At 63.2% G+C, this 22,514-nt stretch carries 18 protein-coding genes; 9 read left to right on the plus strand and 9 right to left on the minus strand.

Annotation, left to right across the window (positions count from 1 at the left end; all coding sequences use genetic code 11):
• Positions 1–171 precede the first annotated feature (171 nt).
• Together U1700_RS01240 and U1700_RS01245 are read left to right on the plus strand one after the other, a co-directional pair.
• Positions 172–1,698 (plus strand): site-specific DNA-methyltransferase, encoded by a 1,527-nt coding sequence (locus tag U1700_RS01240; RefSeq protein WP_332751081.1) that lies wholly within the window; start codon positions 172–174, stop codon positions 1,696–1,698.
• Positions 1,698–4,304, plus strand: a complete 2,607-nt coding sequence (locus U1700_RS01245) for a DEAD/DEAH box helicase family protein (RefSeq protein WP_332751083.1) — start codon at positions 1,698–1,700, stop codon at positions 4,302–4,304. The genes U1700_RS01240 and U1700_RS01245 overlap by 1 nt, the downstream gene beginning before the upstream one ends.
• A 242-nt stretch (positions 4,305–4,546) precedes the next feature.
• Here U1700_RS01245 and U1700_RS01250 read toward each other — a convergent pair whose 3' ends face one another.
• A complete protein-coding gene (locus U1700_RS01250) occupies positions 4,547–5,917 on the minus strand; it encodes a hypothetical protein (protein WP_332749448.1) in 1,371 nt (456 codons plus the stop codon).
• Positions 5,918–6,569: 652 nt separating this feature from the next.
• Between U1700_RS01250 and U1700_RS01255 the strand changes: the two genes are divergently transcribed.
• Positions 6,570–10,184 carry an SIR2 family protein gene (locus U1700_RS01255; protein WP_332749449.1) on the plus strand — a complete coding sequence of 1,205 codons (3,615 nt, stop codon included), beginning with the start codon at positions 6,570–6,572 and terminating at the stop codon, positions 10,182–10,184.
• 81 nt (positions 10,185–10,265) lie between these two features.
• Positions 10,266–11,201: a HEPN domain-containing protein gene (locus U1700_RS01260; protein WP_332749452.1), complete on the plus strand. Its 936-nt coding sequence runs from the start codon at positions 10,266–10,268 to the stop codon at positions 11,199–11,201.
• A gap of 717 nt (positions 11,202–11,918) precedes the next feature.
• On the opposite strand, the gene U1700_RS01265 is transcribed toward U1700_RS01260, so the two are convergent.
• The gene (locus U1700_RS01265; protein WP_332749453.1) at positions 11,919–12,533 is read right to left on the minus strand and encodes a TetR/AcrR family transcriptional regulator; all 615 of its coding nucleotides are present in this window, start codon (positions 12,531–12,533) and stop codon (positions 11,919–11,921) included.
• A gap of 80 nt (positions 12,534–12,613) precedes the next feature.
• On the opposite strand from U1700_RS01265, the gene U1700_RS01270 reads away from it, so the two are divergent.
• Complete coding sequence (locus tag U1700_RS01270; protein WP_332749455.1) at positions 12,614–13,735, plus strand: aldo/keto reductase; 1,122 nt, start codon at positions 12,614–12,616, stop codon at positions 13,733–13,735.
• A gap of 156 nt (positions 13,736–13,891) precedes the next feature.
• Here the strand turns inward: U1700_RS01270 and hmgA are convergent, their stop codons facing one another.
• The 6 genes from hmgA to U1700_RS01300 all read right to left on the minus strand — a co-directional run bounded on the left by hmgA (position 13,892) and on the right by U1700_RS01300 (position 17,857).
• Positions 13,892–15,163 carry a homogentisate 1,2-dioxygenase gene (gene hmgA, locus U1700_RS01275; protein ID WP_332749456.1) on the minus strand — a complete coding sequence of 424 codons (1,272 nt, stop codon included), beginning with the start codon at positions 15,161–15,163 and terminating at the stop codon, positions 13,892–13,894.
• Positions 15,160–16,224 (minus strand): 4-hydroxyphenylpyruvate dioxygenase, encoded by a 1,065-nt coding sequence (hppD, locus tag U1700_RS01280; protein WP_332749458.1) that lies wholly within the window; start codon positions 16,222–16,224, stop codon positions 15,160–15,162. Before hppD ends, hmgA begins: the two co-directional genes overlap by 4 nt.
• Before the next feature lie 62 nt (positions 16,225–16,286).
• Positions 16,287–16,523, minus strand: coding sequence for a hypothetical protein (locus U1700_RS01285; protein WP_332749460.1), 237 nt, complete (start codon positions 16,521–16,523; stop codon positions 16,287–16,289).
• Positions 16,520–16,912, minus strand: a complete 393-nt coding sequence (locus U1700_RS01290) for a PspC domain-containing protein (protein ID WP_332749461.1) — start codon at positions 16,910–16,912, stop codon at positions 16,520–16,522. Before U1700_RS01290 ends, U1700_RS01285 begins: the two co-directional genes overlap by 4 nt.
• A complete protein-coding gene (gene pspA / locus U1700_RS01295) occupies positions 16,909–17,724 on the minus strand; it encodes a phage shock protein PspA (RefSeq protein ID WP_332749462.1) in 816 nt (271 codons plus the stop codon). The genes U1700_RS01290 and pspA overlap by 4 nt, the downstream gene beginning before the upstream one ends.
• The gene (locus U1700_RS01300) at positions 17,717–17,857 is read right to left on the minus strand and encodes a hypothetical protein (protein ID WP_332749463.1); all 141 of its coding nucleotides are present in this window, start codon (positions 17,855–17,857) and stop codon (positions 17,717–17,719) included. Before U1700_RS01300 ends, pspA begins: the two co-directional genes overlap by 8 nt.
• 254 nt (positions 17,858–18,111) lie before the next feature.
• Between U1700_RS01300 and U1700_RS01305 the strand changes: the two genes are divergently transcribed.
• A complete protein-coding gene (locus tag U1700_RS01305) occupies positions 18,112–18,309 on the plus strand; it encodes a hypothetical protein (RefSeq protein WP_332749465.1) in 198 nt (65 codons plus the stop codon).
• Positions 18,310–18,404: 95 nt separating this feature from the next.
• On the opposite strand, the gene U1700_RS01310 is transcribed toward U1700_RS01305, so the two are convergent.
• Positions 18,405–18,701: a DUF3297 family protein gene (locus U1700_RS01310; RefSeq protein ID WP_332749467.1), complete on the minus strand. Its 297-nt coding sequence runs from the start codon at positions 18,699–18,701 to the stop codon at positions 18,405–18,407.
• Positions 18,702–18,900: 199 nt separating this feature from the next.
• On the opposite strand from U1700_RS01310, the gene U1700_RS01315 reads away from it, so the two are divergent.
• From U1700_RS01315 to U1700_RS01325, 3 genes are read left to right on the plus strand one after another with little or no spacing between them, the layout of a single operon-like run.
• Positions 18,901–20,184, plus strand: a complete 1,284-nt coding sequence (locus U1700_RS01315) for a 3-methyl-2-oxobutanoate dehydrogenase (2-methylpropanoyl-transferring) subunit alpha (protein WP_332749469.1) — start codon at positions 18,901–18,903, stop codon at positions 20,182–20,184.
• Positions 20,181–21,194, plus strand: a complete 1,014-nt coding sequence (locus U1700_RS01320; RefSeq protein WP_332749471.1) for an alpha-ketoacid dehydrogenase subunit beta — start codon at positions 20,181–20,183, stop codon at positions 21,192–21,194. The genes U1700_RS01315 and U1700_RS01320 overlap by 4 nt, the downstream gene beginning before the upstream one ends.
• Complete coding sequence (locus tag U1700_RS01325) at positions 21,195–22,472, plus strand: dihydrolipoamide acetyltransferase family protein (RefSeq protein WP_332749473.1); 1,278 nt, start codon at positions 21,195–21,197, stop codon at positions 22,470–22,472. It begins immediately after the preceding gene.
• Positions 22,473–22,514: the final 42 nt, after the last annotated feature.

Genomic DNA, 22,514 nt, shown 5'->3' on the forward strand with positions numbered 1-22,514 from the left:
GGTTTTGCGTGGGATGGTAGTTCATCTCAGTCTTTCCTTCTGGCTCTCTGCGCGAATATGCGCTTGGCAAATACCTTATAGGACAGGATGATGCTGGATGGCGGATTGGGCGGCTTTAACCCCCGCATTTCGGGCGTATTGGGGGTATAGTCGTTGCCGACATTGGACTGGATGACGCGGAGCGCGGATATCACCGCTCATGCGCGCGTGCCGTATCGGATGCTGGAGGCGGTGCCGGCGCTAGACGGGGGAGACGCGGATTCCGCGAACTTGCTCATCCAGGGGGACAACCTTGACGCGCTCAAAGCGCTACTGCCGTTCTACGCCGGGCGGGTAAAATGCATTTACATCGATCCGCCTTATAACACGCGCAGTGCCTTCGATCATTACGACGATAATCTGGAGCATGCGCAATGGCTGGCGATGATTACGCCGCGGCTCATATTGCTGCGCGAGCTGCTGGCTGAGGACGGGAGCATATGGACGTCGATCGACGACAACGAGGGACATTACCTCAAGGTCCTGATGGACGAAGTGTTTGGGCGGCGGAATTTTGTCGCTAGCCCAGTTTGGCAAAAGCGGTATTCCCGCGAAAATCGCGGGGCGATCGGCGACGTTCACGAATATATCGTGGTCTACGCGAAGTCAGTCGAGAAGTTTAAATCGAGGCGCAACCTTCTCCCACTCGATGAGCGTCAGGCTAAGATCTACCGTGACTCCACAAATTCAAGGGAAACTGACCCGACCAAGCGCTGGCGTGGCCTGCCTATGACAGCCCAAGGTTTCCGACCCAATCAGATGTATGAAATTGTTGCCGACAACGGACAGACGCATCGACCACCGGAAGGTCGTTGTTGGTCGATGATCGAAACGGAATTTGAGAAATTACGATCTGCCAATCGCATCTATTGGGGCAAGGATGGCAATGCCCAGCCCAGTGTCATCCGATACTTGTCGGAAGTTGAAGGGCTCGTGCCTTGGACTTGGTGGCCGCATGACGAGGTGGGCCATACCGACGAGAGCAAAAAAGAAGCGAACATGCTCTTTGGTTCTGATGTTAGTTTCGGGACGCCTAAGCCCGAACGCCTGATGCAGCGCATCATTCACATCGCGACTAATCCTGGCGACCTGATCCTCGACAGCTTTCTCGGCTCCGGCACCACAGCCGCCGTTGCGCAGAAAATGGGGCGACAATGGATAGGAATTGAGATGGGCGACCATGCCGAAACCCATTGCAAGCCCCGGCTCGACAAGGTCATCGCCGGCGAACAGGGCGGTATCAGCGCCACGGTCGGTTGGCAGGGCGGCGGAGGCTATCGATACTATCGCCTCGGCTCACCGGCGTTCGATGCCAGTGGGCGAATTGATCCGGCCATCCGCTTCGACGCGCTGGCGGCGCATATCTGGTTCGCCGAGACGGGCGAGCCCGCTTCAGGCATCCATACTAAGGCATCGCCCGTCTTGGGCGTTCATGCCGGCGTCGCCTTCGCGCTGCTCTACAACGGCATCTTGGGCGATCGCACAGCGGATGGCGGCAATGTTCTGACTGCGTCTTTGCTCGCTCACCTGAACGCGACCCTGCCCGAACACGATGGTCCGTGGATCGTATATGGTGAAGCCTGCCGGCTGGGTGCGGCACGCCTGGCGGCGGCTGGCGTCACTTTCAAGCAAACCCCCTACGATGTGAAGTCACGGTGATGCAGCTTAAGAAATATCAGCGGCGCGCGCTCGATGCCCTCGACATTTTCTTATCTGAAGCGGTGACCAAGCCGCATGGCGTCGCCTACAACATCGCCTGCAAGGTCGGCGATCCGGGCTTCTACGCATCGATCTATGAGCCGCTCGGTTATCTTCGCAGTGTGCCATATTGCTGCCTCCGATTGCCGACCGGTGGTGGCAAGACGCTGCTCGGTGCACACGCGATCGGCATTGCCCACAAGCATAGGGTCGACGGGCCACAATATCCGGTAGCGCTGTGGTTGGTCCCCTCCACCACGATCGCCGACCAGACCCTTGGCGCGCTTAAGACGCCGGGTCATCCTTATCGTGCTGCGCTGGAGACGGCGTTTGGCGGCAATGTCCGGGTATTGGGTATTGATGAACGGCGCCAGATCACGCCGCAGGATCTGGCGACCGCGGCGCATGTTTTTGTCGCCACGGTGCAGGCTTTCCGCGTTGCCCAAGCGGCCCAGCGCAACGTCTACAAAGACGATGAGAATTATGAGCCGTTCTTCAAGGGCCGAGTCCTCCCCGATGACATGATGCGCAACACAGAGGACGCGGTGGTGCGGCCCGGGGAGACCAGCTGTTCGTTTGCCAACATCATGCGGCTGGTGCGCCCCATCATGATCGTCGATGAGGCGCACAATTTCGTGACCGGTCTATCGGAGACGACCGGCGCCCGGCTCAACCCAAGCGCTATCATCGAATTCACCGCCACGCCGGTTCGATCCAACGTCATCGTTTCTGCCACCGCCGACGAGCTGAAGGCGGAGCAGATGATCAAGCTCCCGATCCACCTTACCCAGCATACAGGCTGGGAGTCGGCGATCGTCCACGCATTGCAGCAGCGTGCGAGTCTGGCAACAGTCGCGCGTGCTGCGAACGAACCGATCCGGCCGATCGCACTTTACCAGGCGCGAGCGGCCACGGTTGGGGCCGAGGCGACAGTCGATGTGGTGAAGGCAACGCTGGTTGCACATGGCGTGGCCGAGAATTCCATTGCCATTGCGACCGGCACGCAGCGCGAACTTGCTGGCATCGACTTGTTCGACCCTGCCTGCCCCATCGAACACATCATAACAGTCGAAGCCCTTCGAGAAGGGTGGGATTGCAGCTTTGCCTACGTATTCTGCTCGGTGGCAAACATTCAGTCCTCCACGGCAGTCGAGCAATTGCTGGGCCGCGTGCTTCGTATGCCGTTTGCCAAAAGGCGAACCACAGAGGAACTGAACCGGGCGTATGCTCATGTGACGGGCGTTGGCTTTCACGCGGCCGCGAACAAACTCAAGGACACGCTGGTTGCCATGGGCTTTGACGAGCGAACCGCTCGCGACGAGATTATTGCGCAGCAGGTTTCCGATGCCGCGGCGGCCGTTCTGCCGATGCCTATCCCAATGGCGATACCGCCTGTCGTTCTCTCTGCCCGACCGGACCTCGCAGCCCTGCCACCGGAGGTGCGCGATGCCGTTTCGGTGATCGGCGAAGGCGAAGGCGTCTCGGTGATCATCAACCCGGACGCCAGCGACGAGGTGCTGGCGCTTGTAGGCGAAGCACTGGCGTCGCTGGCGGGCGACCAAGACCCGCGCCCCGCGATCGCCGCTCATGTGGAACGGCGACAGGCCGCAGCAACACCGTCCCAGCAAGGCGCTTCTTTCACGGTGCCAGGCCTGGCGCTGGAGCAACACGGCGAGCTTGATCTGGTCTATCCAGACACGCTCCTCGACCTTTCTGGGTGGACATTAGACGGCGTGGATCCAAGCCTCCCCGGATTCCAGCTGAGTGAAACGACCGACACCGTCGTGGTTGATGTGAATGATGGGCAAGTTCGGATAAGCCGGGCGAGCTCGCAGATGACGTTGCAGCTTGAAGATGAGACCTTGTGGACGGTCGGGGATCTATCCCGCTGGCTCGACGGGATGACTCGCCAGGTGGACGTGTCGCAGCCGATATTTCTCGAATTTTGCCGCCGCGTCGTTACTCGTCTCGTCGACCAGCGCGGAATGTCGCTGGCCGCCCTAGTGCGCGCGAAGGACGTCTTGAAGCGAGCCATCGCAATGCGCGTGTCTGAGTTAAGAATGGCGGCCGGCGGACGAGGCATGCAACTGCTGCTGGGTGATATCACGCCCGCGCTGGGCTTAGGCGATAACGCATTTATGTTCGCCGATGGCCGATACTTTCCCCCGCGGCCCTATGCCGGCAGTTACACATGGCAGAAGCATTTTTTCCCTCGCCCTGATGATTTGAAGGACGCCGGCGAGGAATTCCGTTGCGCCGTGGCCCTCGATAGCCATCCATCCGTTCGGCATTGGGTCCGCAATATCGTTCGCGGGCCGCACGCCTATTGGCTGCCGACCTCGACGGATCGCTTTTACCCAGATTTCGTGGCTGAACTCATAGATGGGAGGACCATGGTGATCGAATACAAGGGAGCGCACCTCATCCATGACCCCGATACGCTGGAGAAGGCGAATGTAGGCGCAAGATTGCAAGAAATCAGCAAACGAAAAGTTGTGTTTTGGATGGCAGAACGATCCAAAGCTCCTGACTTCACGCTACGGCTCAACGCCGTCATCTGCGCTTAGCTTGGGAGAAACTAGCTCGTCACTTCGTGGCCAGTGCTTGAATGAGCGGACTTTGCGCTATCTCGTCGAGTGAAGCGGAGAAGTCTGCCAAGTGGCTGTTCCAGGTTGCATGCCGCCCGCCTGAGTAAGCGTTTTCGAGAGTCGTGGACAGTGACACCTGCAGGCCGTTACGCAAGCTCGGCGGAATCAAGTGCGTGCTGTTGGCAGCCTGAGTTGCCGGCAGGCAAAACCTGTTAAGGGGATTATGGTCCTTCTGGCTCAAGCCAAACTTTACCGGATGAGAGATTCACGAGATAAAGGAGAGGCGCGAGATCGAGACGAAGTTCTTGCGCCGAATCTATTCGGGCGGCTTCGATCTTGCAGCTGCATTCAAAAGGCAGCTCGATTAAGGAACTGACGCTTCGTCCGGCAAGTTGAGACAACAGGCTCTCCGGCAAACTGCAATCCTCGCAGAACAATGTCTCATGACTTATTTCGAGTTCGCCTGCCAGCCAAACGTGCGCCCGAATGCAACCGAACCGCCAGAATAACGTGGCGGATAGCTGCTTTCGGCCGACTGGGACGCTGAGAACGGTCGAGTGGGACTTTGCAAGCTTCTCGAGCACCGCCATTATTCCCTCGGGTGCTGCCGAAAGGATGTTCAAAGCTATCTCGTCGATCCGGCCGTCGGCACCTTGGCTGTTGAGCCAGTCACGTTCTCTCATGGCGGCTGCGGCTCTGTAGTATAGCGGCAACCTTCCAGGGAGATGCGAAGGCGGGACGGCACTCGTCAATATGCCGTCGCGCATCGCCTGATCCGTGCCTTCGTATTCTACGGATAGCACAAAGGACGATTGTCCCCGCTGATCGTTCATTTGGATTGCGATCGATCGCACACTGCCAGGGGCAGAAGCCTCTATCAACGCACTCTCGACCGCGGCCCGGACCAATGTTACTTGCTTCCCGACTTTGCCTCGCTTGCACCAGAGCGCGCGCATGTCGAGGACTATGTCCTCGGCGAAAGCCTTGATCTGCGCGGGGTTTGCCGAGCAGAACCGGTCTGCTCCGGTTTCGCGAGCATTGCGTTGCAAAACCACTCCGGCTGCTTGTTCAAGAGGTGGAAACTGGAGTTGATGAGAGTCGCTGTCGACCAGATAGATACTGGAGGGGAGACCGATGCGCCGGCATGCGAGCCTCCGAGTTAGTCGCTCGATCTCTGCCCGAAGCAAGGCAAGATTTGGCCCCTCTGCCGCTCGGCTTGTCGTTTTCACTGGGAAGAGACCGTCTCGACCAGCATCCAAAACAAACAGCTCGGATCCGATCTGCACGCTTCCTGGATCACTGCCTTTCACCTTGGTGCCAAGCGGCAGGGTGAATTCAAACTCGGCTTGGAGAGCCCACTTGAAGTCGAGAGCAACATCGATCATGTCGTCAACAGACAGACTCTCCAGCTTTTCGAATGCAGAGCGGTCGCCACTCTGCCGACAATCCACTGCAAGCGCACACAGTAGTGCATCGGCGAGCCGCGTGCCGACAGGCGTGGCGACGTCTTCTAATATCTCCTGCAGGCGCGAGAATGATCCGGGCCCGCTGCTCTCTAGCTGATCTGACATGAATATTTTTTCCTCTCTCACGGTAAAACCGATGAGACCTGACGATCTGAATACATTGATCTTCTTATCGGCACTGATTTAGTGTTCATCTTCCAGCGTGCGACCAGCATTTGGCGATGCTCTGCGTCGCTTCATCTTCGTGCGGATGATTGTCCGGTGCTTGTAGAAGCGACGAGACAAGCTACCCCCGTTGTCCCGCGAAGTGCGACGTTCTTGAACAAGCCACGCTGTCGGATCCGTTCAAGGCCTGTGGCCACATCGTCGACCGGACTCCTTTCAATGCACGCACCCAAATCTCGCGGAGCATGAGATCAATATGACCGTCGCTTTCAACATGGTAGAAGGACTCTCTCTCCGGCCAAAAAGGGGTTTGGCGGAACATGCTGGAGGCTGTGGACGCCGCCGTCGCTGCTGGGTCGCTGCATGTAGAAAGCATCGGATTAAATTGTTGCAGCGAAGCCCGGCATCGATGTCTGGTCGCACCGGCACGCGCATTCTGGTCAGATATGGTTTGAAATTGGTTTATCGTGCCGAGCAGAAATCGACTAAGTGGATAGAATGCGCAAGTTTTTGCTCGTGGGGACAGTCGGGCATGTGGAGCGATCGATTTTATTATACTCCACAATACACGCGCTAAGACTCAGCAGGTTTGAACCCCGATGCGAGTAGAGACGTGAGCCTGCGCTTTTCAACAGCTGGCCCCGAGTTCCCCGAGCAGCTGGTCGACGCGCTCCTGACGGGTGATGTGGTTTTCCTGTGCGGGGCGGGCGTGAGCGCGCCGCAGTTGCCGGGCTTCGGCGCCCTCGTGACGCGCTGCTTCGTCGATCTCAACGTAGAGATGAGCCTGTCGGAGAAGCTCTCGTTCGACACGCTCCGCTTCGAGGAGGCGCTCGGATCACTTAGCCGCCGGATCGTCGACCCGACCGAAATGATCCGCTCCGTTGTAGACCAACTCCAGGTCCCCCTCGACGCCGACCTGTCGCATCACCGGACGATCCTCCGCCTCTCCCGCGACCTGGAGAACCGGCCGGCGGTTGTCACCACCAACTTCGATACGCTGATCGAGCGTGCCCTCCTCGAAAAGGAGGAGGGCGAGTTCGTCCGCGGCCTGAGCTTCGCAGGGCAGGACCTGCCCCCGCCCGGCAGCGCAGGCTTCGGCGGCATCATCCACATCCACGGCCGGATCGCCGACCCGGTCGTCCGCGTTAATCAGACGCCGCTTATTGTGACGAGCGCGGACTACGGCGACGCCTACATGCGGGCGGGCTGGGCTTCGCGGTTTCTCTTCGACCTTAGCCGGTGCAAGACGATCGTGCTGGTCGGCTACAGCGCGGGCGACGCCCCCGTCCGCTACTTCCTGAACGTGCTAGAGGCCGACCGCGAGCGATTCCCGGACCTGCGCCCCGTCTACGCTGTGGACGGGGTGACCTCGCGCGAGCATGCGGACGTGCGCTGGGCCGCGCTCGCCGTCGAGCCGATCGCTTACGAGCTCCTGCCGAACGGGAACGGCGACCTGACGAGCCACGCGGCCCTCTGGCGTGACCTCGAGCGCCTCGCCGACCTCGTGGAGCGACCGCGCCGTGGCCGACGCGAGTGGGCGCAAACGATCCTGTCACGGCCCATCGCGGAGACGGACGCGGCCGACCTCGACCACGTTGCATGGCTTCTCGACGGCCGGCAGGATCTCTGGCCCGTGGCGATCCAGTGCGTGTCAGACCCGGCATGGCTGGACTTCTTCGCGGAGCGCCGGCTCTGGGGAGAGCGGGACGCGCCGTGGATCGTGGCCGCTTGGATGGTCAGGGACCTGCAGTCGGTGGAGCGGTGCCGAAAGGCTATCGACTGGATCGGCAAACTCGGGACAGCCTTCGCCGACGAGATGGAGCGCCGCCTTTGGCAGGCGAAGGACGTGCCCGAGAACTGGCTCAGGCTGTGGCGGCTCGTCACGATTAGCAGACCAGACCGCGCGGACATCTGGGAGGACCGCGCTTACGCGTTGATGGCGGTCCTTAAGGGGCCGGTGGTGCTCCACCACGATCTCGAACGGGCGGTCACCCTGCTTGCCCCCACTCTGGAGCTCAGATCCGGCATGGGCTTCGACGAGGACGAGGCGATCATCGATACTCCGGAGCGCCTATCGGACCTGTGCTGGCCACGACTCACCCTGCCCGACCGCGGAGGCGCCCCCGAGCTCGTCGACGCGCTCGCGAACACGTCCGAGCCCCTCACCGTCCTCGAGATCGCGACCGCGAGGCTCCGAACGGCGACCGGGCTGTCGGTCGACGCCCGCATGACCGACAGTGATTACGACGCGAGCGACACCGCGGTCCCCTCGATCGAGCCGCACGCCCAGAACGAGCATCACGACGGCCCAATCTTTCTTGTCGAGCTGATCGCCCGGACGCTGGAGCCCGCGGCCGCCGCGGATCGCGAAGCGGTGCGGAGGATTGCGTCGTCTTGGAAAACGATGCCCGGCAGGCTCGGCTTGCGATTGTGGCTCCATGCGCTGCGGCAACCGCAGCTCTTCGGAGCGGAAGAGGCGCTTTCCGGCGTGGCAGGGCTCCCGCTCGACGCGTTTTGGACGGTGAGGCGCGAGTTGGCGGTCCTGCTCCGCGATCGCGCGGGAGCAGCCCCGTTCCAGATCGTGGCCGACGTCGAGGGACGCTTCCTAACTGAGGGCGCGGCCTACTACTCTCGCTACAGCGTCGAGGAGGGCCAGCCGGACTGGCCGGCGCACGCGCTCGACGCGGAGGTCTGGCTGCGGCTGAACATGCTTGGCCAGGCCAGGCGCCTGTCGCCCGCGGGCGCGGCCGAGCTTGCGGCGATCAGGCACCGCCGTCCCTACCTGGACCGCGACGTGGAGGATCGCGACTTCTTCCGCTCCTACTCGACCGGCGTCCACCTCGTGGTGGGCGATCCGCAACCCATCGTCCACGCCGCGGACGGCGAGCGGCTGCAGGTCGCGAGGGAGGTTATCGGCAGCCACGACATCGAGAAGCGCGAGGGATGGAGCGTCTTCTGCCGGACCAATCCCCAAGGCGCGCTCGACACGCTCGCGGACGCGCCCCTCGACGCGGCGAACGCGCCCCTGTGGCGCGACCTAGCGGGCGGGCTCTCATTCCCGGAAGACGAGCTAGACTCCGGACGTCGGCGGATCGTCGTGGCAGTGTTCCATGCGCTTGAGGGCGCGGACGACGCCTTCCTGCAGCTGGTCGCTGGCCGCCTCGCCGACCTCTACTGGTCTTCGCCGAGACGTTTGGAGCCGGCGATCGCCGCCTGGTGGCCGCGACTCTTCGCGGCGGCCGTGGCGCGCGACGAAGAGGCGCTCGATCCCTCCCGCGACCTTTACGCCGATCTCATCAACACGCCCGCGGGCCGCCTCACGCAAGCCGCGCTCGTCGACATCGAGGTGCTCCGCGCCGAGGGGACGCCGATCGATCCGGCGCTGCTTGATGCGATCTGGACGGCGGCCGCCGCCCCCGGGCGGCAGGGCACGATGGCGCGCGGCGCGCTCGTCTACGCCGCCGGCTTCGTCCTCACCGTCGTCGGCGAGCAGATGGCCGAGCCGCTCGGGGCCGCGCTGACGGACGACGGCGACGAGGGGCGTGCGCTCCGCCGCGTGCTGGTGACCGACGGCCGCCTGTCGTCGATCGCGTCGCGGACGTTCGGCGCCGCGATCCTGCGCGGCCTCGACGAACTGACGGGACAGGGGCACGACCTGACTAACGCGGCCGCTAAGATCATTGGTCCGGCGCTCGGCATCGTCCGCGGAGAGCAGACGGACGCCGATTGGGGCTTCGGGACCGCGGCCGTCTCGCGCGCGCTCAGGACCGGCCCGCCGGGGCTCCGAATCGGCGCCGCCGAACTGCTGACGCAGTGGATCCACCAGATCGACACGGATCGCGCCATTGCCTGGCGCGCGGGCATCGGACCCATGCTGCGCGAGGTCTGGCCACGCGAGCGAAGGTTCAGTGAGCGTGGCCTCAGCCGGCACTTCGCCGACCTCGCGGTCCAAAGCGCCGACGCGTTCCCGGACGCGCTCGGACAGCTGATGCCCTACATCACGCAGATCGAGGGCCACGGCGGCACCTTCACGATCGAGCGGTCCGAGGCTCCCGAGCGTTTCCCACGCGACACCCTGGCGCTGCTGTGGAGGCTGTATGGCCCGGGGACGACTAGCAACCTTCACAGCGTCCCGAAGATTCTTGACCGCCTAGTGGCCGCCATGCCTGCAATCGAGACGGACCGGCGCCTGCAGTGGCTGGAACAGAGGGCCGTCCGCTATGAGTGATCCTACCGGAAACGGTCAGGCTGAACCGGACTGCGGAGCAAGGGTCCGTCAGGCAATCCGTGGGTCAAAGTCAGCCCAGTCATGACAGTGGCAAGGCCGGCCGAACACGGCCCGCAGTTCGAAGCGATGATGGCTCAAATCGACTTCAAACTGACGCAGGACGGCGTCGATATTCCGTCGCGGCCGATGCTCGCATTGCGCGAGGTGTCGCTGCGCTACCAGCTCGAGATGCCGCTTAGTGGCGGCGACCCGGCGCGGCTGCCGCCAAATCTGCGGCAAAACGCCGCGCTCAGCGATGCGATCGACCGCTGGTATAAGACTAACTACGGTGGTCGTCTGAAGGAGGACCCGTGCCCGGCGCGTATAGTCCTGCTGCTCGACGGCGACCTCTATGCGCTGCGCGTCCCACGCATCTTCGGCAGCGTCAATTTCGTGGTCACCCGCCAATGGCTCGACGCTCCCGGCATTTCGCGCGGTCCCGCGACCGCGAATATCGTCCAATTGATCGACGGGATGACTCCGGCCAAGGCGGCGCGCCTCTCGGACGCGGGGCTCGAAACGATCGGCTCCGCGTTCGAGACGGTGGTATTGGCCGCCTATACGCTCGAAGGGACCGATCATCCGCTAACGGCGATCGCGCTCGGCGACGCTGGAGTTGCGGTCGAGGCGCTGATGGCGCGGGGCGGCCGCTATGGCGATGCCAAATGGGCCTCGCTGCAGGTCGCCGAGAAGGTGCTCAAGGCGGCGATCGATCGGGCCGGGGCCGAACCGAAGCCCACGCACAATCTGACTGCGCTCGCAAATGCGCTGACCTCTACAGGCCTCGTTTTCAACGCGAGCGCACAGATCGCGGCAATTCAATGCTCGCCAGGTATTCGCTACGGCGACGAGCCCTGCTCTCGCGACGAGGCCCTAGCCGCGCAAAAGGCGGCTTATGAACTCATTAACATACTGCGTGAGGCCGGCGCGAACCTCGCTTTGTCGATCGGCGGCTTGTCGCGCTTTGAGGACCCATGAGTTTCGTATCAAAACGATAGCTTCTCTGAAGCCGTCTCTGTGCTTGAAGAGGTCATGAAGCGAACGAGCGAGCAGAATGATCAATCTGCGGCTCGAAGCAAACGAACCGCATTCCACGACTTATGCCGGTTGTGGGTCTACAAACGGAATGCCGCTTTCGGGATCAGCCTGCGACCAGCCGAACGGCTGAGTTTGGGCGCATTCCGGACCATCACGGTTATGCACACTTGCCTGTCGCACAAGGCTGTAGCACAAGGGTCGCGGACATATCAGAAAACCGCGGATTTCTGGCGTTCTCGATTATATCAGGAATTGGAGCGGATTCCCTTCATCGGCTCCCCGAACAGCGTTTGCCACCACGTCGAGCATTCCTACTGGAAGCCCATGGTATTTCCGTTGGCAACTTTCCTCTGCCTTTGATGACAAAAAAGATTTTGAATGATTTTTCAGGTAGAAATTCAGTTGGATCATTGGCGACACTGGCTTACACTTGTCATCCCTAACCGCTTACACTTGTTCAGGCTGCTGGCCCTAAAACTGCTGTTTTTACGCGATTTTTTTCAGTTGTTTCCCCTCCCGTAGGGGTCACCAGCTCGCTTCAAATCAGCAAGAAATCTGCGGAAACCGCGAGAACCAACCACTTATTAACTGCCCCATCGGCACAAGGGAGTGGCACGAAAGAGGGTTTGCGTGGCCGGGATATGGATTCCTGGGCGTTTAGTCCTGAGGCCAGACCCTCATCGCCGTATCCACGATCAACCGCAATTTCGCGCGATCGGCGCCGTCCTTGGCGAGCGTCGACATTCCTTGGACGACAGCGAAGACATGCCCCGCAAGCCCCTCGGGCGGGATGTCCCGGGTCAATAATCCGGCGGCCGCATCGATCGCGATTCGATCGCGCAACGCAACTTCGATCCGGCGCCGGATGAGCGCCAAGCTCTCGCGCACGTCTGCCGCTGCAGCAGAGCTGCTGACGATCGAGCTGGCAAGGAGGCAACCGGCCGGGGTGTGAGCGCCGGTATTCCCGTCGGCGGCGGCATGCAGGAGGTCGTGTGCCGCCTGACGCGCGCTCGGGGCCGAGGCAATGGCGGCGACCAAATTGTCGGCCCCACCGAGATAATCGTCGACTGCCTCGATGAATAAGCGGCGCTTGTCGCCGAATGCGGCATAAAGACTGGGCGGGGTGATCTTCATCGCCCGGGTCAGATCCGCAACCGATGTCCCTTCATAGCCCTGCGCCCAAAACACATATTTGGCCGCCTCCAGCGCCTGCGACCGATCGAAAGAGCGCGGGCGCCCCGGCCGCGTGGCGCTGTTTGAAACAGTTTTCATAGCGATCGCTATAGAAGACGTTGACGCCGGGCGCAACGCGCGCCAAAGGGTTCCGTAGCAATCACTATGAAAGTATGTTCATGACTCTCACTGATTATCGCACGCTCGGCCGTTCGGGTTTGGTCGTGAGCCCACTCGCGCTTGGCACCATGACCTTCGGGGTCGATCGCTGGGGAATCGAGCGCGATGAGGCGGCGGCAGTGGTCGATGCTTATGTCGAAGCGGGGGGAAATCTGGTCGATACCGCCGACGTCTATGCCGGAGGGCGCGGCGAGGAGATGCTGGGCGACATCATCAAGGAACGCGGACTTCGCGATCGGCTGGTGATCGCGACCAAGTCGGGCTTTTCGGCGGGACGCGACCTCGGTGCCGGGGGCAATAGCGCGCGCCATGTCCGTGCCGCGGTCGAAGGGTCGCTGCGGCGGCTCGGCACTGACTACGTCGATCTCTACTGGATCCACGTGTGGGATGGCGTGACCCCGGCAGAGGAGCTGCTGGAGACGATGTCGTCGCTGATCCGCACCGGCAAGATCCTTTACTGGGGCATTTCCAACACCCCGGCTTGGTATGTCGCGCGGCTGGTTACATTGGCCTCGGAACGCGGAATGCCGGGCCCGATCGCGCTACAATATTGGTATTCGCTGGTCAGCCGTGACGTCGAGGCCGAGCACCTGCCTCTTGCCCGCGAGGTGGGACTGGGCATGATGCCGTGGAGCCCGCTGGCCTATGGCCTGCTCACCGGCCGTTATCACCGCGCCTCTGTTGAGGCACGCGGACCGTTGCAGGCCGGCCTCCCCGACAGCCCGGCGACCGGCGGAGAGCGTGACGGCGACGAGAAGAGGCTCGATGGCGCCAATCCCTTCGGCGATACTTTGTTCACCGACCGCAATTGGGGCATCGTCGACGCGGTCAAGAAGGTGGCGGTTGAACTCGGCGTGCCTCCCGCGCGCGTCGCACTCGCCTGGGTCGTGTCGCGGCCGGGAGTCGACACCACGTTAATCGGCGTCAGCAAAGTCACCCAGGTGCACGACAATATCGCCGCGCTCGGATTTCATCTTGGGCGCGAGCATCTCGCCGCACTCGACGAAGCCAGCCGTCCCGCGCCCAGCATCTCTGATCTTTCCGCGCCGTCTATGCGCCGTCAGGTAATTTTCGGCGGCCATTCGGTTGCGGCACGCGGCGAGCGTGGCATCGCGCCCTGACCGGTACGGAGCAAGCGCTTCGCGTTCCAGGCAAGAGAAACATCAATCGGACGGCTTGTCGCGCAGGCTGCAAATGGCCGAACTCGATTCATTTCGCGGGACGAAAACCGCCCGGACTGCCCTTCGGAACTCACGTTGGCCTGCCGCTCGACTGAATCAGCGTGGAATGACCGCCTTCGGGAACTGGCTCCACGCCCCGTCATAATCGGGTTGCGCACTCGCCAGCGCGGCGGCAGTCGGCACGAACGGCAGCGCGCTTTCGACCATGAACGCCATCGTCCCCTCGATCTTGTGCGGCCGCAACGCGGCCTCGCTCGCCCCCCGCCAGCTGTCGAGATCGGGGCCATGCGCGCTCATCCGGTTGTGGAGCGACAGCCCGCCGGGCTCGAACCCCTCGGCCTTGGCATCATAGGCCCCGTGGATCAGTCCCATCGCTTCCGACATCAGGTTGCGGTGGAACCACGGCGGCCGGAACGTGTCCTCGGCCACCATCCATCGCGGCGGGAAGATCACGAAGTCGCAATTGGCCCGCCCCGGCGTGTCGCTGGACGAGGTCAGCACGGTGAAGATCGATGGATCGGGATGGTCGAAACTCACCGTTCCGATAGTGTTGAACCGCGCCAGATCATAGCGGTAGGGCACCAAATTGCCGTGCCATGCGACGACATCGAGCGGGCTGTGATCGATCGTCGTCGACCACAGCCTTCCGCCATATTTCTGGACAATCTCGGTCGGCTCGTCGCGATCCTCATACCATGCCACCGGTGTCTCGAAGTCGCGCGCATTGGCCAGCCCGTTGGACCCGATCGGCCCCAGTTCGGGCAGACGGAACAGGCTTCCATAATTCTCTGCAACATAGCCCGAAACGGGTCCGTCGAGGAGCCGAATCTGGAACCTTAATCCCCTTGGAATCAATGCGATGGAACCGGGTCCAAGCTCGAACTTGCCCGTCTCCGAACGTATCTCCATCGCCCCCGCCTGGGGCACGATCAACAGCTCCCCATCGGCGCTGAACATGACCCGCCGCTCCATGCTCCGGTCGGCCGCATAGAGATGCACGCCGCACCCCTCCAGCCGCTCGGCCGAACCATTGCCAAGCATCGGTCGCAGCCCGTCGACAAAGTCGGTCCCGCTGGTCGGCGTCGGCCGCGACCAGCGCAGCCGGTTGGGCGCCAGCGGCTCCTCACTCGCCGCCCCATCGAACGCACTGGCATAAGGCACATAAGCCGAATGGCTTGCGCTCGGCCGCAGCCGGTACAGCCAGCTCCGCCGGTTCTCGTGGCGCGGCGCCGTGAAGGCCGTCCCCGACAGTTGCTCGGCATAAAGCCCATAGGCCGGCTTTTGCGGAGAATTGCGCCCGACCGGGAGCGCACCGGCGACCGCCTCGCTTGCGAAGCCGTTACCAAAGCCGGTCAGATAATCGGTCATCCCTCGCTGATACCCGGAATCACCCCGCGACGCATCTGGTCGAGTTCGAGGCTTTCGAACAAGGCCTTGAAATTGCCCTCGCCGAACCCGTCATTTCCTTTGCGCTGGATGATCTCGAAGAAGATCGGCCCGACCATATTCTCGGTGAAGATCTGCAGCAGCAGCCCCCCGCCAGTCTCTGGCGCGCCGTCAATCAGGATACGCCGCTTGCGCATTTCCTCGACGTCATGGCCGTGCCCCGGCAGGCGCTGGTCGATGAGGTCGAAATAGGCCTCATTGGTATCTTGGAAGCGCACCCCGTTCGCCCGCAACGCATCGACCGTCTTGAAGATATCGTCGGTTGCCAGCGCGAGGTGCTGGATCCCCTCGCCATTATAATCGCGAAGGAATTCCTCGATTTGGCTATGCTCGTCCTGGCTCTCGTTGAGTGGAATGCGGATCTTGTCGTCGGGCGCGGTCATCGCCTTGGAGAACAGCCCGGTCGACTGCCCCTCTATATCGAAATAGCGGATTTGGCGGAAGTTGAAGATGCTCTCGTAAAACGCTGCCCAATGCGCCATCCGGCCGCGGTTCACATTGTGCGTGAGGTGATCGAGCGTGTGCAGCCCGACCGAATGATCGTCGGCCCCGGCGCCCGCAACCGGCTCGAAATCAATGTCCCAGATGCTCGCCCCGCCGCGTTCGTCAACGAGGTAGAGGTTGGACCCGCCAATGCCTTCGATCCCCGGCAGGTTGAGCTCGCCCGGCCCGACATGGCTCGTGACCGCACGCGCGCCCTTCTCGACCGCCAGCTTGAGCGCCTTCGCGCCATCGGCAACGCGAAACCCCATCGCATTGGCGCTCGGCCCATGTTCGGCACGAAAGATGCCGACCTGCCCTGCCGGCTCCATGTTGAGCAGGAAATTGATGTCCCCCTGGGCATAGCGTCGGACGTTTTTCGACCGGTGCGTTCCGACATGGGTAAAGCCCATGCTCAGGAACAGGCCAGCCAGGGCATCGGGATCAGGACCGGTGAATTCGACGAACGCGAACCCGTCGAGGCCCATGGGATTGTCGGTCATAGTGGCGACTCCGATGTCGTTTCATCTGAAACTAACCCAGTTCACCTCGATCGACAAGCCCGTCAGTAATCAATCCCTTCGGCGATCGCTTCCAGCTTGCGCACGCGCTCCCGCAAGTCGGCGATTTCGATCCGTCCGCCCGTGGCATGGGTAACCGGGACGCCGTCACACGCCCGGTCGAATTCCATCCGCTTGAGTTCGAGCCAGCCGTGCCAGCCCTTGAGGATTGCCACCGACGCCACCAGCAGCGTCGCAATGATGCTCGCGCCGACTAGCGCAATCGACATCGGATCGGTCATTGATGCTTCTCCCGCAGGGCTTCGATCTCGCGCGCCAGGCTGTCGTTGGGCTTGGCAAGATGATCGTCGATCGCCATCAGCCGACGGTCGGTCGCGTCGAGCTGGTTGAGCATGGCATAGACCGACGGGCGCACCCGCCCGACGTCTTCCATCCGGTCGAAGTCGCTGCGCCGATCGCGCACCGCGCGGTTAGCCGAGCGCTTCTGGAAATGGAGCCACAGCCCCGCCCCGACATAAGCGATCAGCGCCAGCTTGATGCTGACGATCAGCGCGAAAGCGACAAAGCCGATGCGCAGGATCGTCGGGTCAACCGCGAACACATCGCCCAGTGTTGAGCAGACTCCAGCGACCTTCTTGTCGCGGCGCTTCATCGAATAGCGTGAGATCACTGGTCTTCCCCTTTTGATACCGGACGCGCGCCGCGCGCCGCTTTCAGTTCGTCGAGCGCGGCATCGACCTGTTCGCTACTGCGCAATTCGGCAATTTCCTGCTCAAGGCTCTTGGGCCCCTGCATCCCCAGCGCATCGGCCATTCCCTCGGCAAGGTCGGCGCGGCGCTCGAGCTGTTCGAAGCGCGCGAACGCTTCGGAGGCGCGGCTGCCGTGCATCGCTTCACTGACGCGGGCGCGGCTCATCGCGCTGTCGATCCGCGCCGAAATCGACGCCTGGCGAATCCGCGCCTCGCGCAGCTTGCCCTGGAGCCGGGCGATGTCCTGCTCATAGCCTTTGAGCACCGCGTTCAGCCCGTCGATCTCCTCGCGCAGACCGTCGGCCATTGCCGTGGCTTCCTGCCGCTCGACCAGCGCCGACCGCGCCAGATCCTCGCGGCCTTTTGACAGCGCCAGTTCGGCCTTCTCGGTCCAATTGTCGGCAATCCGGTCGAGCCGGCTCAGCGCGCGGCCCATTTCCTTCATGTCGGCAATCGTCCGCGCCGCAGTGGCGCGCACTTCGACCAGCGTTTCTTCCATCTCGATGATGATCACGCGGATCATTCGGGCGGGGTCCTCGGCGCGATCGAGCAGCTCGGTCATGTTGGCGGCGATGATGTCGCGGGCCCGGCTGAACACCGGCCCTGACAACAGCCCGGCGAGCGGAGCAAAGCGAATGCTGGGGCGCGCATCGGCGCCGGCATGGCCTTGCTCCATCCGCACCGGGCGAACCGGCGCGACCGCCTCGATCGGCTCGAGGTCAAACTCAGGCATAGGTCGCCGCAACGGCGAACGGGCTGACCGCCGAAGTGGCCGGGGCGATGGCGGCACCGACCGCGATCGAGCTCATCAGCAGGGCAGCGGCGAACACCGCGATCTGGCGCTGGATCATTCCACGATTGAACATTTGAAAACTCCCTTTTTATCCTGCCCGCGGTCGTCGCGGGCTGATGCAAGGAGTAATACAAGAGCCGTGCCAATCGCGGTTTCGCGGGAAAAACGTCGTTCAAAAGACAATGGCATCGGCAAAGTGGCGGGATTTCCCACCATCAGTTGGCGCGCCCTCCCAATCGGCGAAACACAGCTCGCTTATCGTGCGCGGAACCGCTCGGCGCGCGGCGGGTTCAGGCCTGCAAATATATACTCACGAAGGATATCAACATGTTCGGCAAGATCCTCGGCGCTTATGTCGGCGAAAAATTGTTCAGCCGCCTCAATCGTGGCGGGACCGGTGCGCTGGCAGGGGCAGCAACCGCCGTCGCAGCGCGTCGCGGCGCCAAGCCGCTCGTGCTGCTGCTGGCGGCCGGGTACGGCAAGAAGCTCAACGACTACCGCGTTCGTCAGCGCCCTGCGGCCTGACCCACGCCGTTCCGCCCGTTGGCGGTCCCGTTCTCGGCCTCGGCCTGGAGTGAGTTCCTTGGGGAACGGGGCAGTCGGCGGGCGGGACCAGCCAGTTACGCGTCCGAAGCGGCGTCCGTAGGAGCCTCGGGCGCCGTTTCCGTGTCTTCACTCTCGGTCAGATAGGGCTCCACCTTGCCCTTGAGCTTGAGCATCATCGGATTGCCATGGCGATCGCGGCTGCGCCCGGCGGCGACCTTGATCCACCCCTCGGACACGCAATATTCCTCGACGTTGGTCTTCTCGACCCCGTTGAAATTGATCCGCACCCCCTGCTGCAGCACGTCGCTGTCAAAATGGGGGCTGCGCGGATCGAGCGAGAGCCGGTCGGGCAAGTTGCTGGTCTGGGACATGCCGCGCCCTAACCGCCGCCGATGCATCGGGTCAATTGACGATCGTCAACCATCGACCCGGATGGACACGATTTAAGCAGCGCGGCGGAGTTGCGCTCCCCTGAGCGGTTGCATCTGTACCCTCTTCACCCGCCCCGCCCAAGCGACTAGGGAGGGTCAAACATATCGGCCCGACGGACAGTCGGCTGGAAGGATCAGGATGAACGACCCCGCCGCGCGCGCCAATCGGCCGCCGCTTGCCCTTCATGTCCCCGAGCCGACCTATCGGCCCGGCGATGCACCCGATTTTTCGAGCGTTTCGGTCCCCGCCGCGGGGAGTGCCCCGCGTCCCGACGTCGCCGCCCCGGCCAGCGAGACTCATCCCCTCACGACCCATCTCGTCCGCGTGCTTGATGATGATGGCCGCGCGGTCGGGCCATGGGATCCGCGTCTCGACCCCGACACGCTGCGCCAGATGCTCAAGGACATGAAGACCGTCCGCGTATTCGACGATCGCATGTATCGCGCCCAGCGGCAGGGCAAGACCAGCTTCTACATGAAGTGCACCGGCGAGGAGGCGATCGCGGTTGCTGCCGCCCACGCGCTCGACCGCGACGACATGAACTTCCCGACCTATCGCCAGCAGGGGCTGCTGGTGGCGCGCGGCTATCCGCTCGAAACGATGATGTGCCAGATCTACTCGAACCGCGCCGATCCGCTCCACGGCCGCCAGCTGCCGATCATGTATTCGGACAAGGCGCACGGCTTCTTCTCGATCTCGGGCAATCTGGGCACGCAATACCCGCAGGCGGTCGGCTGGGCGATGGCCTCGGCGATCAAGGGCGATAGCCGCATCGCGATGGGCTGGATCGGCGAGGGCGCGACCGCCGAGGGCGACTTCCACTCGGCGCTGACCTTCGCTTCGGTCTATCAGGCGCCGGTGGTCCTCGCGGTGGTCAACAACCAGTGGGCAATCTCGAGCTTCTCGGGGCTTGCCGGGGCCGAGCAGTCGACCTTTGCCGCGCGCGCCGTCGGCTATGGCATCGCCGGGCTTCGCGTCGACGGCAATGACGCGCTCGCGGTCCATGCGGCGGTGCGCTGGGCAGCCGATCGCGCGCGGTCAAACCATGGCCCGACGCTGATCGAGTTCTTCACCTATCGCGCCGAGGGTCATTCGACCTCCGACGACCCGACCGGATATCGTCCGGCGGGCGAGGCCGGCGCCTGGCCGCTTGGCGACCCGATTGCCCGGCTGAAACAGCATCTTATGCACCTCGGCGAATGGGACGACGAGCGCGACACCGCGCTCGACAAGGAGATCGACGCCACCGTCCGCGCCGCCCAGAAACGCGCCGAGACCGACGGCGTCCTTCCCCAGCAGGGCTTCGAACGGATCGGGTCGATGTTCGAGGATGTCTTCGCCGATACCCCGTGGCACCTTGCCGAGCAGCGCGACGAGGCACTGGCCGAAGCCCGCGAATTCCTGGGGCACGAACCCAAATGACGACCAGAAACATGATCCAGGCGATCAACGACGCCCACCGCGTCATGATGGCCCGCGACCCCGACATCGTCGTGTTCGGCGAAGATGCCGGATATTTCGGCGGGGTCTTCCGCGTCACCGAGGGGCTGCAGAAAGAGTTTGGCAGGACCCGCTGTTTCGACGCGCCAATCAGCGAAGGCGGCATCATCGCCGCCGCGATCGGCATGGCTGCCTATGGCCTCAGGCCCGTCGTCGAGATCCAGTTCGCCGACTATATCTACCCCGGCTACGACCAGATCGTCAGCGAGCTTGCCCGGATGCGCTATCGCACCGCCGGCGAGTGGACCATGCCGGTCGTGATCCGTTCGCCCTATGGCGGTGGCATCTTTGGCGGGCAGACCCACAGCCAGTCGGTCGAGGCGCTGTTCACCCACGTTTCGGGCCTCAAGACCGTCATCCCTTCGACCCCCTATGACGCCAAGGGCCTGCTCATCGCCGCGATCGAGGATCCCGATCCGGTGGTCTTCTTCGAGCCCAAGCGGATCTACAACGGCCCGTTCGACGGCCACCACGACCGTCCCGTCACGCCATGGGCCAAGCATCCCGACAGCGAGGTGCCCGATGGCCATTATACCGTGCCACTGGGCAAGGCGAAGATCGTCCGCGCCGGCGAGGCGGTGACCATCCTTGCCTACGGCACAATGGTCCATGTCGCGCTTGCCGCCGCCGAGGAGAATGGCGTCGACGCCGAGGTCATCGACCTGCGCACACTGATGCCACTCGACATGGAAACGATCGCCGCTTCGGTCGAGAAGACCGGGCGCTGCCTGATCACCCAGGAAGCGACCCGCACCTCGGGCTTCGGTGCCGAATTGTCGGCACTGGTCCAGGAGCGCTGCTTCTATTGCCTCGAAGCCCCGATCGTCCGCGTCGCGGGGTGGGACACGCCCTATCCGCACGCCTATGAATGGGTCTATTTTCCGGGTCCGCTGCGGATGAAGAATGCCCTCAAAAAGGTTTTGGAGTCCTAGATGTCGCTGTTCGTCTTCAAGCTGCCCGACATTGGCGAAGGCATCGCCGAGGCCGAGATCGTGGCGTGGCACGTCAAGGTCGGCGATCGTGTCGAGGAGGACCAGCAGCTCGCCGACATGATGACCGACAAGGCCACGGTCGAGATGGAGAGCCCGGTCGCGGGCACCGTCATGCGACTGGCGGGCGAAGTCGGCGACATGGTCGCGATCGGCGCCTCGCTGGTCGAGATCGAGAGCGACGCTGACACCAGCGCGGTCGAGAGCCGTGACGAACAGCCGCTCGGCGACGGCGCGGTCCACGCCAGTGCGGCGATGGAGCAAGCGATCCCAGTGAGCGCAACCGAGGAGGTCACCGCTCCGGCTCCGGCTCCGGCTCCGGCTTCCGCTACTGTCCCTGCGCCGGTCGAACCCTCCGCTCCTGCCGGGTCAAAGTCCCTCGCCTCCCCCGCCGTCCGCAGCCGCGCGCGCGACCTTGGCATCGACCTCGCAAAAGTCCGCACTACCGCCGACCGCATCCGCCACGCCGACCTCGACGCCTACCTCCTCTACCACGGCGGGACCGTGTCAGGCTCCGCCCCCAGCCGCGCCGACGAGGTCAGCAAGGTCGTCGGCCTGCGCCGTAAGATCGCCGAGAACATGGCCGAAGCGAAGCGCCGCATTCCCCATTTCACCTTGGTCGAGGAGTTTGACGTCACCGACCTCGAGGCGACGCGGGCGATGATGAACCGCGATCGCGGCGACCAACCGAAACTGACCCTCCTCCCCTTCCTCATCACCGCGATGGGCAAGGCGTTTCCCGACTGGCCGATGCTCAACGCGACCTTCGACGACGAGGCGATGACCGTCACCCGCCACGGATCGATGCACCTCGGCATGGCCACCCAGACCCCCGGCGGGCTAATGGTCCCGGTGATCCGCGACGCGCAATCCCGGTCGGTATGGGCGCTGGCCAGCGAGATCGCCCGCCTCGCCGATGCCGCCAAGACCGGCAAGGCCACCCGCGACGAACTGACCGGCTCGACCATCACCCTGTCGAGCCTCGGCCCGATGGGTGGGATCACCTCGACCCCCGTCATCAACCGCCCCGAAGTCGCGATCATCGCGGTCAACAAGGTCCAGCTGCTTCCGGTCATCGTCGACGGCGAGATCGAGGCGCGCAAGCGGATGAACCTCTCCCTCAGCTGCGACCACCGCGTCGTCGACGGCTGGGACGCAGCGAGTTTCCTGCAGGCGATGAAGGCCCTGATCGAGAACCCGATGCGGCTGTTGTCGGCCTAGCGCGCGGCTCCCTGTTCGACGCATTGAACCCGCCGCCGATCG

The organism is Sphingomonas sp. RB1R13, assembly GCF_036663775.1.
In the GTDB taxonomy this organism is placed as follows: Bacteria; Pseudomonadota; Alphaproteobacteria; order Sphingomonadales; family Sphingomonadaceae; genus Sphingomicrobium.